Consider the following 14,063-nt stretch of genomic DNA (forward strand, 5'->3'; position numbering starts at 1 on the left):
ATCCGTGTCGTCGGCCAGTACGTCAATGGTCAGGGTTTCGTTCTCATGGCCCTGTGGCGGTATCGAGCGTCGCCACCGGCGCGTCGTTGGTGCCGGTCACCGTAATGGTCGCTGTTGACTCAGAGGTAGCCCCTTCGTCATCGGACATCACATAGCGGACAGTGACAGTAGCCGTGTCACCACTGGCCAGGCTGTCGAAATCCGTGCCCGGCACAAACTGCAGCTGGTTGTTGACGATGCTGACCGTGCCCTGGCCACTTAACGGATTCCCGTCACCATCCACGATCTGCACACTGTCCAGACTGAAGTTGGCGGGGTTGTCGTTGTGATCCAGATCCGTGTCGTCGGCCAGTACGTCAATGGTCAGGGTTTCATTCTCATGGCCTGTGGCGGTATTGGCTGTCGCCACCGGCGCGTCGTTGGTGCCGGTCACCGTGATGGTGGCCGTTGATTCAGACGTAAGCCCTTCGTCATCGGACATTTCATAGCGCACGGTCACCGTGGCGGTCTCGCCACTGGCCAGGTAATCAAAGTCACTACCGGGCACAAATTCAAGACGGTTGTTGTCTATGCTGACGTTGCCATGGCCTGCCAGTGGGCGACCGTCACTATCAACAATCTCAACATTTTCGAGCCTGAAGTTAGCCAGGATATCGTCGTGATCCGCATCCGTATCGTCCGCCAGCACATCAATGGTCAGGATTTCGTTTTCATGCCCCCCGGCTGTGTCAGCCATCGCCACCGGCGTGTCATGGGTGCCGGTGACCGTGATGGTGGCCGTTGACTCCGATGTTGCCCCTTCGTCATCAGACATCACGTAGCGCACAGTCACCGTGGCGGTCTCACCGTCAGCCAGATAATCAAAATCACCGCCGGGCACAAATTCAAGACGGTTGTTGTTTATGCTGACAGTCCCCTGGCCGGACAGTGGTCGGCCGTCGCCATCGACAATCTCAACATTGTCGAGCCTGAAGTTGGCCGGAGTATCGTTGTTGTCCACGTCCGTGTCGTCTGCCAGCACGTCAATGATCAGGGTCTCATTCTCATGCCCCGTGGCGGTATTGGCCGTCGCCACCGGCGTGTCATTGGTGCCGGTGACCGTAATGGTGGCCGTTGACTCCGATGTAGCCCCTTCGTCATCGGACATCACGTAGCGCACAGTTACCGTGGCTGTTTCGCCCTCTGCCAGGTAATCAAAATCACCGCCAGGGACAAATTCAAGACGGTTGTTGTCTATGCTGACAGTCCCCTGGCCGGACAGTGGTTGGCCGTCGCCATCGACAATCTCAACATCGTCGAGCCTGAAGTTGGCCGGATTATCATTGTGGTCCACGTCCGTGTCGTCAGCCAGCACGTCGATGGTCAGGATTTCGTTCTCATGGCCTGAGCCGGTATTGGCCGTCGCCACCGGCGCATCGTTGGTGCCGGTCACGGTAATCGTCACATCGGCCGTGGCTGTAGCGCCCGCCCGGTCTGAAATCCCGTACCGCACGGTCACCGTGGCCATTTCACCACTCGCCAGGTAATCAAAATCCGTTCCCGGCGTAAATGCTATCTGCCTGTCTGTGACAACCACACTGCCATGGCCGTTTAACGGCTCTCCATTACCATCAACAATGACGGCACTGTCCAGGTTCAGTGACTCGTAGGTATCGCCATGATCAAAATCGGTATCATTGACCAAAACATCCAGCAGCAACGTCTCATTTTCCAGACCGCTGCCCACATCAGCCCGCGCAACCGGAATATCATTGGTGCCCGTCACGGTTACCGCGACAACCTGCTCAACGGTACTGCCATGGTTATCCGTAATCGTATACCGGTAACGGACAACCACCTGCTCCCGATCTTCCAGGTATGAATAAGCGGAAGGGTCAACCGTCATCTGGTTACCGCTGATATGGATACCTCCGTCATCACCACTGACCAGCCGGACACTGTCCGCCCGGACCGACAGGGTATCACTGGCATCAAGGTCACCGGCATGAGTCAGCAGATCCAGGGTATAGCGGTTATCTGCATCCTCACTCTCCGATGTCACCGCCCGACTGACAAACGGCGCGTCATTGCTCCCCGTTATCGTCAGCGTCACCGTCGATTCAGACGCGGCGCCAAAACGGTCAGACATCGTGTAACGCACAACAACCGTCGCGTCTTCCCCCGCCGCCAGCGCCTCAAAATCCCTGCCCGGAATAAACGCCAGCTGATTGTTGACTATGCTGACCTGCCCCGTTCCCGTGTCGGCCATACCCTCAACACGCACAATCGTCACGGTGTCGAGGCTGAAGTTAGCCGGGCCGTCATCCGTATTGGCATCTTTGTCATTGGCCAGTACATCTACGACAAATGACGTATTCTCTTCCCCGGTACCACGATCCGCCTGGGCAACCGGAATCTCATTGACGCGCATCACGGTTGAGAATACCGGTTCGTCTGACGACGCCTCTTCCTTTTTATTCCTGGTACCCGGAGCTGTGTCGACGGGTTGCCTACTTTCGGAGGAATCAATGTTCAAAAAACTGGAACTGGTTCTGCTTACCGTGACAGAGGTATCCAGCTTCTCTTCATCGATATTCAAGCCACCCTGTTCGTTGTAGCTGGAAGAGCGCTCACTGGCTGGCGACTGCTGGCGTGTAGAAGTTCCATCAACACTCTGGGAGATAACCGTATAATCAGACTGGCCTCTGTCAGTGCCGTCAACATCTTCAGGATCGACAGGATTATCCGATTCGCCTGAAAACGACTGCTGGCGTGCGGGCGTTCCATCAACGGTCTGGGAGATAACCGTATAATCGGCCTGACCGCTGTCAGTGTCGTCAACATCTTCAGGATCGACAGGATTATCCGATTCGCCTGAAGACGACTTTTGTTGTGTAGAAGGTTCGCCGGGTGTCTGGGAGAGAACCGTATAATCAGCCTGGCCGCTGTCAGTCTCTTCAACGTCTTCCTGCCCAGGAGGATTCCCGGACTCACCGTCCGCCTGTGGATTACCGAACCGGTCATAGGTCACGCCGTCCACAACGATAACAGGCTCATTGGCGCTGCCACCGTCAGCCGACTCGCCAGTCTCCTCCTGATCATCGTCTGCTACAACCGCCTGTTCGTCCGATAACGTTTCAGACGTTCCCTCTTCAGAATACTCCTGCGATACCTGTGCTTCTTCAGCCGGTACCTGTGCCCCCTCTGTCGATGCGCCTTCTGGCGTCGGCGCCTCTTCCGGCTCCGGACCCGCTTGCTGATTATCCTGGTCTGCCATAGAACCTCCCTATCAATGGCATGTAATCACCACGATTCATCCTTGAATCACTCAACCGTCAATCCAAAAAGGTCGCAGTGTCTCGCTGTCCCGGCTGGTTGATTTCCTCCAGAAAAATTATCCGGGCTATTTAGTCGCTTGTACGGATTAAAGTTATTCAGCCACCCAGAGTCGCTATCCTGATACGTCATCATCGACAGGCGTACAAAACAGCGCATCCCCTTCCTGAATTGAAAAAATACCCTTATCAAAAAAACAGCTAAAAACCTTCTATTAACTTAGAGGTAGCCTATTTATTTAATGATAAACGCTTTAGAACGGGAAAAATGATCAACAATACAACCAGGCAGGCGGTTTTTAGAAAGGATTGTAATTAAATCCTGCGCAACAGTGCGATTAATGCCGATACATTAACCGATAAATGGAGAGATATGACTAATACTGATATGCCATAACGACGGCTGTAGATTATTTCAGATTATGGCAACAACAGGTTCAGTCATCCTTAAGCAAAATATCGAGCCACGAGAGCAGATCCCCGGTTGCACTCAGCAGTTTGAGTCGCGCATACAGGAGTTCATAGTGGGCTGAGGTATAAGCCTGCTGGGCCTGAAACAGCTCATTAGCGCTGTCGAGCAGATCAAGCAGCCCCCGCTGACCAAGGGAAAACTGTTCTTCGTAGGCTGACTGGGTCTTCCGACTGGCCACCACATGGGTCTCAAGGAAGGGCATCCGCTTTTCAAGGTAACGATAGGACGACCAGGCCAGCTCCAGGGATTCGTTAAGCTGACGACGGCTCTTTTCACGCATCTCTTCACGCTCAGCCATACGGTAGGCCGCCTCCGTTATCGCCGCTTTGTCAGCCCCCCCGCGATAAAGGTTGTAACTCATCCTGAGCATGACCTGGAGGTTATCGTCACTGGCTTTGACTCCGTCAGCATCATGACTCCAGCTCCGATCGACTTCCAGCTTCAGAGAGGGAAAGTAATTCGCCTGGCTGGCTTTATAGGCATTTTCCGTGACTTCAACCTCGAGACTGGCAACCTGCATCAGGGGATGCATCATAAGCTTCTGCCTGGCAGCCCCCAACGCGTGGTAAGGTAACGCTTTACCCATCATTGGCGGCAGCAGTGATCCCGGTGAACGATCAGTCACCGAGAGGAACTGGCTTTCAGCATCATCCAGGTTATTGCGCGCGACCATCAGGTTGGCAGCCGCCCGGGCCATCCGACCTTCTATCTGGGACAGGTCGGCCTTGCTGGCCAGCCCCTGCTCAACCCGCTGGCGAATCTGGCCATGGGTTTTTTCATGGATACCATAGTTTTCTTCGGCCAGCTCCAGCTGCCCGCGCTTTTCCTGCAAGGTAAAATAGACTTCAGCGATGGATAAGGTTGTCTCCTGCGCAGCATTCAGCCAATCCTGCCGACGAGCCAGGTAGCTATGGCCTGCCTGTTCAATACGGTTGTCGGTAGCGTAACCTTCGAATAACGGCTGCCGCAGGCTAAGCGACAACTCCTGACGGGTCATGTGGGTATCTTCATTACCACTGGAACGGGTCGTTGAACTGTTACGACGTTGTTTACCCCAGCCACTTTGCAGGTCGATGGTGGGCAGTTTCCCGGCCTTGGCCTGCTTTAATCCGGCTTTTTCAGCCTGCATGCGGTTATAGGCAGCCATGACATCCGGGTGCTCATCAAGGATTTGCCTAATCAATCCTTTCAATGAAAGAGCTTCATCTGCCTGTGCGGTATGGCTGCCTGCTAACAGCAGTAAAAACGACGCAACCTGCAGTATTGTTGTGTATCGTATCATCACAGCATTCCTGCCCGATTTTTTTCCATGCAATGACGTTTGTACATCCCTTCAGCATTCCATGAAATAACAACCAATCTTTCGCAAAAACTGAAACATTCCACTTTCAGCGTTCTGTAAACGCTCGGTTCTTCGCCCTGAGAATCGGTTTCATCAGATACGCCAACAGACTTTTCTGTCCGGTAATAATATCCACTTCAGCCTGCATGCCAGACATAATTGGCAGCGGCTTATCAATTCCACCCAAATGAGACTCATCGGTTTTTATTTTGACGATATAAAAGGCTTCGTCCTTTTCATTCTGTATAGTATCGGCACTTATATGGACGACTTCACCATCGAGCCCACCGTAAATGGTGAAGTCATAGGCAGTCAGTTTGACAACCGCCTTGAGCCCAACCCGGATAAAGGCAATATCCCGTGGGCTGACCATCATTTCCACTTCCAGCGAATCCCCGATTGGAATGATGTCCACCAGGTCCATGCCCGGGTCTACCACGCCACCCAGGGTATTGATATGCAGCTTCTGGATAATACCGTTGACCGGTGAACGGATAATGGTTCGGGATACTCTGTCACCCAGTGATTTCCGCGCCTCTTCCAGCTGATCCAGCACTACGTCCACTTCCTTGAGGGACTCAAGGGTTTCCGTACGGTATTTCAGCTCGACCTCAGCCAGCCTGTCCTGAATTTCATCACGGGCAGCCTCCAGCCTGGGAATAGATAACTCGGCATTCTCTTTCTGAGAGGCAAGGTCGTTGACTTCCTGTTCCAGTCGTAACAGCTGGACTTTAGACACAATCCCTTTTTCCGTCAGCGGCTCGGTCATCTCAAACTCCTGCCTGGACAGCAGGTAATTCTTCTCCAGTATTTTCAACTGTGCACGGATGGTCGTCAGTTCCTGTACCGCCTGCCGCTCTTGTTGGCGTATGACGCTCCGTTCAGCTTCATGGGCATTACGACGGTTCTTGAATAACTGCTGTTCCCGGATACGGTAATTTTCGTATTCATCCAGCTCTTCGGGGAACGTCAGTGATTCACTGTCAGCCAGATCCGCATTCAAGCGCACCGCACGCGCCAGGTTGCTGTAATAATCCAGTTCCTTTTCGCGGTAGTTGGAGGCAAACTGGGTGTCATCGAGCTCCATCAAGGGCTGGTGGAGTTTGACCTCATCACCTTCCCCGACAAAGATAGTCTCAACAATCCCCCCTTCCAGGTTCTGAACCACCTGCAATCGGGAAGACGGTATGACCTTGCCCTGTCCCCGAGTGATTTCATCCAGTTCCGTCAATGCAGCCCAGATAGTTGCCGACACCAGGAAAGCCGTCAGACCCAGTATCAGCAACCGGGTCAGGTAGGCAGTATTCATCATCATGGCCGCGCTGGACTCGGACATGAACTGCAACTCCGGCGGTGTACGCAGCCAATAGCGCTGCTCCGCCCCTTTCTTCCGGAACCGGGGAAAGTAAGGGCGAAGCGCGCGACCGACCGGACTGCTCCAGAACTGCCGCCGGGTTTTAATGAAACGGTATTTTACCGCTCTTAATTGCTTCGATAACGCCATCCTTGGCTCCATACGCAACTAACGCACCGTGGTCCAGTACCGCCAGCTTATCCACCAGCCCCAGCAATGATGTACGGTGTGTGATGAGAATAATTGTCTTGTCCTTGCAATGTTCCTGAATATTGGCAATGACCCTGGCTTCGGTCACCTGGTCCATGGCACTGGTTGGCTCATCCAGGATCAGGATCGGCGGATCCAGCAGTAGCGCCCGGGCCAGGATGACGGCCTGTCGCTGTCCACCGGACAGGTTTGCCCCCCGCTCAGCCACCGGCATATCCATACCTTCGGGGTGCAGGTTCACAAAATCCGTGACACAGGCAATTTTGGCCACTTCCGCGACCCGCCCCATGTCAACATCTTCCGCACCCAGGGTAATGTTGTGCTTGACCGTCCCGAAGAACAGGTTCATATCCTGCGGGACACAACCAATCAGGCGCTGGCGCTCAGCCGGGTCCACCTGGTTGATATCAATGCCATCCAGCCGAATTAATCCTTCCGAAGGCTTGTAGAGTCCCGGCAGCAGTTTCGCCAACGTGGATTTCCCGGATCCGATCCGGCCGAGCAGTCCGACCTTTTCGCCCGATTCAATCTTGATCGTTAAATCCCTGATCGCCGGTACCGGTTGATCTGCATAGGTGAACGAAAGGTTGTTGATCTGAAGTTCACCCCGGCAATTGTCCAGATGTAAATAGGCTTTCTCGGGATTACGCTCCCTGGGCATCTCCATAACTTTCTGCAAGCCTTCCAGGGCGGCCTTGGCCTGGTTGTAACGGGTCGAGAGACTGGCCACCTGAACCATCGGCCCCATGGCGCGCCCGGACAGCATCACACTGGCAATCAGCGCACCCATACTGGCTTCGCCGGCACTGATCAGGTAGACGCCGACCAGAACTATCAGGATGGTGGCACTGCTCTGGACAAAACCGGCAAACAGGCTGGCGGAATTACTCAGTTGCTTCCCTTTCATGCTCCAGCGGGAGATATGGCCAACCGAACTTTCCCAGGTATGCTGCATCTGGGACTCTGCCCCGTAAAGGCGCAGAGATTCCAGCGCCGTGAGATTCTCGATCAGGCTGGCATTTTTCTGGGCCGAGGCGCGATAAGTTTTTTCAATGGATTCTTTCAGAGGCTTCTGGATCAAGAAGCTGTAAATCAGGATGGCAATGATCCCAACCAGCGGCACCAGGGCGATAGGGCCACCGACCATGAAAATGGCCAACAGCAGCAGAACAGTAAATGGAATATCAATCAATGTGGTGGTGGTCGATGATGTAATGAACTCCCGGATACTTTCAAATTCCTGCATACTCTTGGCAAAACTGCCTACCGATGCCGGCTTGGACGCCATCTCCAGTCCCAGCACGTGTTCCATGATACTGGCCGAGAGCAGGATGTCGGATTTCTTGCCCGCCACATCAATACAGTAAGAGCGGAGCCATTTCAGGATAAAATCGAAGGTGAAGGCAATCAGCCCCCCGATGGACAACATCCACAGGGTTTCTATCGCATTATTGGGCACGACCCGGTCATAGACATTCATGACAAAGAACGGACTGACCAGCGCCAGCATGTTAATCACGAATGAGGCCACCAGCACATCCCGGTAAATGGGTGCCGACCGGAGAATCGTCCCCCAGAACCAGTGGGACTGCTTCTGCTTCAGAACTTCCGGTGTTCTGCTGTCATGTTCCAGCCGACGCTTGACCAGCAGGATAGAGCCATTGCCAGCCGCTTCCAGCTCTTCAAACGACACTACCCGGCTTTCAGGTTCGTCACCATGGAGCAGGGTTACCGTGGCTTCCTTGTTCGCCTTATTGACGTCCGTGAGAATGCACCCGGAGTCTTCACTGAATAGAAAAACCGCGGGGCAGATCAGGCTGCTCAGTTCATCCGGCTTGCGATCGAGCATCCGTGAGGAAAAACCGGCGCGTTCAGCAGCGCGGATAAACAGGTCGGGGGTCAGGCTGTGTTCCTTGATCGGCAGACCTGCTGTCAGGGATTCGGCGCTGAGCGGCTTGCCCAGCATTTTGGTCATGGTGACCATGCAAGTCAGCAGGGACGTGGCAGGAATTGTCGTCTCTGATGCCTTATCAGGCGAGTCAAAAGCATCCATGCAGTACAGCCTTTTTCATTCATATATGAGGCGAATATCAGATGTATCGGCCGGACACGGCAAATACCTTAGAAGCGACTGTCCAGGGCATTATCCAATTGATAAATATCGTCCCTGAACCGCACCCTGCCGTTTGCATCGGGCCAGGCGGTAAAATAGACGAAGAAAACCGGTATCTCCTGCTGTAATACCAGTTTTCCAGTATGGCTGGCGCCTGCCAGCGTCCGCCATTCGGCCTGCATACCCTGGGGAGTCACCATCTGCCTGACCAGTTGAACTATGCCCTCAACCCGGGTGCAACCGGAGCTCAGTGAACGGTCATCCTCATCAAACAGTTCCGGTTTGTGGGTATCATGGAGATAAATACCCAGCTTGTTGGGCAGATTTATCTTGTAACGGCCCAGCCGGTTTTCCGGCCCGGGTTTCTGTTCCAGCCGGTAGCGGAACTCTGTCTCCACCAGGCGCTGGAAATCGATCCGGTCAATCGGCACTTCCGGCGCGCGGTCATCCCAGCTTTCATAGACCCTGAACCCTTCCTGCTTCAAAAAACCGGGTGTTTTTTTCTCTTTACGCAGCAGGTCATACGCCGCCAGAGAATGGGGCACCTTCCAGACAGGATTCACTGTCACACTTTCAATGTTTTCCTGAAAAACAGGGGTCTGGCGATCAGGCATACCGCTGATGGCCCGGTAGCGTCCGGCTTCACGGCCGTCATTCATCCATATGACCTCATAGCCGGCGATATCCACCCAGACATGCTGCTCCGGCAACGCCCGGGGCAACCAGCGCAATCGCTCAAGATTCACTCTGAGGGTACGAATGCGATCATGGGTAATCGCGACGAGCGCCTGGCGTGTCATTGGACCAAGGCGTCCGTCCGGCCCCAGGTTGTAACGCTCCTGAACCCTGGTCAGGGCCTCAAGATGGTCTTCACTGTAATGATCATCCGGCAGGCCGTGGGCAAGATCCAGATCACGCAGCCAGGCATTGAGCAGGGGGATGGCAATATGCTGATCTCCCCCATAAATCACCAGGTCATCAGGAAACAGTCGCCGCGCGTCCTTCAACCAGTACTGTAAGCGGGCCATCGCCTCCCGGAGGGCTTCATACTGGGGAATCGCGGATTGGATCAGGTAGAGCTGATTGATATCTACCCTTTGCTGTTCAGGCGACAATAAAGGTACGTCCGGTATCTGCCATCCTGGCTGATAAAGATGTCGGTCAACCCCACCCGTATCGAGGTAACGGGCATATTTCGTGGTAATAGCCTGTAATTGTGCCGGGGAAGGAGACGTCGACAGAATCAGCCAATCCTGGTGAGACACTGACAAACCATGACTGGGCAGGCTGGCCAGCCAATCCAGCAAGTGCCGCTCTTGTGCAGGAAGATGAGGGGTAACTGTCAACAACAGCACGACTGCAAACCACCGGTGCATGATTCTGTCCATACCTCCCAACAAACATCAGGTATACAGGCATGTATCGGCGGCTTTCGTGAGTAGTTCTGGATCAATTACGAATATAAAAACGGCGGACTGTCGGGATTTCTGATAAGTCCCGACAGCCTTGCGCCGGGATCAGGCACCTAACAAGGATTGCCCGCAGACCCGGATCACATTGCCATTAACACCGGCTGAGGCCGGGCTGGCGAAAAAGGCGATAGTCTCAGCAACATCCTGGGGTAACCCGCCCTGGGAAAGCGAGTTCATGCGCCGCCCTGCTTCCCGGGTCAACAGGGGGATGGCGGCGGTCATCTGGGTTTCAATAAAGCCCGGAGCAACGGCATTAATAGTGATCTGTTTCTCCGCCAGCGGCTTTGCCATGGCCTCCACATAACCAATGACACCCGCCTTGGATGCCGCATAGTTAGTCTGACCAAAATTTCCGGCAATACCGCTCATGGAGGATACACAGACAATCCGTCCACCGGAGCGCAACAGGTCTCTCGCCAGCAAGGCATCATTGATACGCTCTTCAGAACAAAGGTTAATATCCATAACCATGTCCCACCATTCCGGTTTCATCCGGGCCAGTGTCTTGTCACGGGTGATCCCGGCGTTGTGCACCACAATATCCGCACCTCCGCCGATCTCCATCAGCGCATCGGCGATTGTCTCCGCCGCTTTGTCATCCGTGATATCAACTGCCAGTGCCTTACCATTAATCGATGCGGCAACCACTTCCAGCGCCTGGGAGGCCGCAGGAATATCCAGACACACCACCGTTGCACCATCCCGTGCCAGTATCCCGGCAATGGCTTCACCGATGCCCCGGGAAGCGCCAGTCACCAGCGCCACTTTGCCTGACAGGGGTTTCTGCCAATCAAGAGGCTCTTCATCCTGAGCACTCCCAACCGTAATCACCTGGGCAGAGACATAAGCGGAACGGGAAGACAGGCAGAATCGCAGAGGCGATGCCAACAGAGCTTCCGCCCCCTTTTCCACATAAATCAGTTGTACCGTTATCCCCTTGCGCCCGACTTCCTTGGCCAGACTGCGGACAAACCCTTCCAGCGCCCGCATGGCGGCAGCCTGGGAAGGCGTTTTTGCGGCATCCACCGGGCGTCCCAATATCACAATTCTGCCGCAGGGCTGCACCTGTCGAACCAAAGGGCTGAAAAAGGCATGCAGCGCGCGTAGCTCTCCGGTTGAGGCAATCCCGCTGGCATCGAAAACCAGCCCTTTGAAGCTCGCCCCTCTTTCGTCCTGTAAATCGACCGCTTCTGACTGTCCTCCGACAGCTGTTACTGCATCCGCTATCGGGTCTGCTGTCTCTGACGTCGTCATCCGGCATAAATCCACCCCACCATCGCACAGGGCTTTGGCCAAGGCCGGTAGCAACTCAGCCTTGTCGGCAGCTCCCAACAGCACCTTGCCCCGGATGACGGTATCCGATGTCTTACCCTGCCGCTCCAGCGGCACCGGGGTCGGCAAGCCAAGCGCACTGAACAGGCTTTTACCCAGGGAGGAATTGGCAACTTTCTGATATTTATCGGGCATGGCGGGCCTCTTTTGTTATCGGCGACATCATTGTCTGCAGGCAGACACCCTCTGGCGGCCTGCTATTTCAGCAAAGCCTTCACGCCAGGGAATTGACTGGCCACAGAAGAATACGGGGCTGACAGGCCAATGAGAAGCAGGGCATGATGTTTAGACTGCCCTCACACACAATAACAGCTGCATCGCGGGGACATTATGAACCAGACCCTCACACGCGTCGCCATCATCGGAGGCAACCGTATCCCCTTCGCCCGCTCGAACGGGGCCTACGCCAACGCCAGCAACAAGGACATGCTGACCGCTGCACTCAATGGCCTGGTCAACCGCTACCATCTGCAAAATGAACGGCTGGGCGAAGTAGTGGCTGGTGCCGTCATCAAGCATTCCCGGGATTTCAACCTCACCCGGGAGGCCGTACTGAATACGGCACTGAGCCCGGAAACGCCCTGCTACGATATCCAGCAGGCCTGCGCCACCGGCCTGGAAGCGGCCATTCTGGTCGCCAACAAGATTGCTCTCGGGCAGATAGATGCCGGGATCGCCGGCGGCTCAGACACCACCTCCGATGCACCAATCGGCGTCAATGAAGAGTTGCGTCACATTCTGCTGGCGTTGAACCGTGCCCGATCCCTGGGAGAACGCCTGAAGCTGGTGGCCCAGATCCGTCCACGTCACCTGATTCCCCTCATTCCGGTCAATGGCGAACCCCGTACCGGCAAATCCATGGGTGAACATGCCGAAATCACCGCCAGGCACTGGGAGATTGCCCGGGACGACCAGGACCAGATGGCCTTCAACAGCCACCAGAACCTGAACAAGGCCTATCTTTCAGGATTCTTTGACGACCTGGTCTCCCCATTCCAGGGATTGGAGCGGGATAACACCCTGCGCCCGGAAACCTCACTGGAGAAGCTGGCCAGCCTTAAGCCGGTCTTTGACCGTGACGGGGGCACCCTGACTGCCGCCAACAGCTCGAATCTGACTGACGGAGCGTCCTGCGTGCTGCTGGCCAGTGAACACTGGGCAGCTGAGCGCAACCTGCCGGTACAGGCTTATCTCACATACTGTGAATCCGCTGCCGTCGACTTCTTTGGCAAGGCTGACAATGACAAGGAAGGCCTGTTGATGGCTCCCACCTATGCCGTACCCAGAATGCTGCAAAATGCCGGGCTGACCCTGCAGGATTTTGATTTCTATGAGATTCACGAGGCGTTTGCCGCGCAGGTACTGTCTACGCTCAAGGCGTGGGAAGACCCGACATTCTGTCGGGAAAAACTGGGACTTTCTGCTCCGCTGGGCGCCATTGACAGGAACAAGCTCAATATCAAAGGCAGCTCACTGGCCACCGGCCACCCCTTCGCCGCCACCGGCGCCCGGATCATCGCAACACTGGCCAAGACACTGGCAGAAAACGGTGGTGGTCGAGGCCTGATTTCCATCTGTGCTGCCGGTGGATTAGGGGTCACCGCCATTGTGGAACGGTAATTGCCCTTTCCCTGCCCTGAGCTTGTATATACTTAGGGGTATATTTGATGGCAGGTTTTCAGGATGCATAAATGCTACTGAACGTTGCCTGGTGTGAAGTTCTGGCTATAAGTCACTGAAATAGCCGGAACTTTACAGGGGGAATGTGAGTCTAACCCTGTAATCACTGCGACCTGTCAACATTTTTAGATCCAGGGAGGATTCACCACCATGTCACACCGGCAGAATGTCGAAGAAAACCTGCAACGCTTTGCCGAAGGGATTGGGCTGGGCGAACTGAAGCTCAATGAACACGGCGCCTGCGGTCTCTGCTTCGACGATACCATGATCGTCAACATCGAGTACCTCGAAGATGACGAGGCCATGGTGTTTGTCTCCTCCGTCAAGCGTCTTGATCCCCACGGTACCGATAAAGCCAAGCTGTTTGAAAAGCTGCTGTTTATCAACCTTCAGCACCACAGCATGCAGGGCGCGTTCCTGGCGCTCAACCATGACAAGACCGAAATCCTGCTGATCAAGTCCATGCCTGGCTCCATTGATTACGGTTCCTTTGAATCCAATCTGGAGAAATTCGTGAATACGCTGGAATGGTGTATCGCTGAAGTGGACAACGAGAGTGATACCCCGATTGACCTGTCCGGTAAAACCGGCCCAACCAATAACGACGCTCCCAAACCTCCACCCGGGCAACCCGGCGGGGACATGGGCATCATGGTCTGATTTCTGGCAGATGCAGGTTCCAAAACAAAAGCGCCGCCCTGCCGGCGCTTTTGTTTTGACGGTTGTCAGCACCTTTTACCGATCGGTCCGGACATCATCAACAGTGGAAACATA

General features: G+C 54.7%; 8 protein-coding genes. 2 read left to right on the plus strand and 6 right to left on the minus strand.

What is annotated here, in order from left to right; genetic code table 11:
* Window positions 1-43 precede the first annotated feature (43 nt).
* The 6 genes from AC27K1_RS10140 to AC27K1_RS10165 all read right to left on the minus strand — a co-directional run bounded on the left by AC27K1_RS10140 (window position 44) and on the right by AC27K1_RS10165 (window position 11,744).
* A complete protein-coding gene (locus AC27K1_RS10140) occupies window positions 44-3,256 on the minus strand; it encodes an Ig-like domain-containing protein (protein ID WP_487150281.1) in 3,213 nt (1,070 codons plus the stop codon).
* A 495-nt stretch (window positions 3,257-3,751) separates the two neighbouring features.
* A complete protein-coding gene (locus tag AC27K1_RS10145; protein ID WP_487150282.1) occupies window positions 3,752-5,068 on the minus strand; it encodes a TolC family outer membrane protein in 1,317 nt (438 codons plus the stop codon).
* Between the two features lie 106 nt (window positions 5,069-5,174).
* Window positions 5,175-6,632, minus strand: coding sequence for an HlyD family type I secretion periplasmic adaptor subunit (locus AC27K1_RS10150; protein ID WP_487150284.1), 1,458 nt, complete (start codon window positions 6,630-6,632; stop codon window positions 5,175-5,177).
* Window positions 6,586-8,745, minus strand: coding sequence for a type I secretion system permease/ATPase (locus tag AC27K1_RS10155; RefSeq protein WP_487150286.1), 2,160 nt, complete (start codon window positions 8,743-8,745; stop codon window positions 6,586-6,588). Before AC27K1_RS10155 ends, AC27K1_RS10150 begins: the two co-directional genes overlap by 47 nt.
* 68 nt (window positions 8,746-8,813) lie before the next feature.
* Complete coding sequence (locus tag AC27K1_RS10160; protein ID WP_487150287.1) at window positions 8,814-10,181, minus strand: L,D-transpeptidase family protein; 1,368 nt, start codon at window positions 10,179-10,181, stop codon at window positions 8,814-8,816.
* A 141-nt stretch (window positions 10,182-10,322) separates the two neighbouring features.
* On the minus strand, window positions 10,323-11,744 hold the full coding sequence (locus tag AC27K1_RS10165; protein WP_487150288.1) for a 3-oxoacyl-ACP reductase: 1,422 nt from the start codon (window positions 11,742-11,744) through the stop codon (window positions 10,323-10,325).
* Window positions 11,745-11,939: 195 nt separating this feature from the next.
* On the opposite strand from AC27K1_RS10165, the gene AC27K1_RS10170 reads away from it, so the two are divergent.
* The gene (locus AC27K1_RS10170; protein ID WP_487150290.1) at window positions 11,940-13,229 is read left to right on the plus strand and encodes an acetyl-CoA C-acetyltransferase; all 1,290 of its coding nucleotides are present in this window, start codon (window positions 11,940-11,942) and stop codon (window positions 13,227-13,229) included.
* Window positions 13,230-13,439: 210 nt separating this feature from the next.
* Window positions 13,440-13,949, plus strand: a complete 510-nt coding sequence (locus AC27K1_RS10175) for a type III secretion system chaperone (RefSeq protein WP_487150291.1) — start codon at window positions 13,440-13,442, stop codon at window positions 13,947-13,949.
* Window positions 13,950-14,063: the final 114 nt, after the last annotated feature.

It is taken from the genome of Kistimonas ophiarachnellae (genome assembly GCF_057552235.1).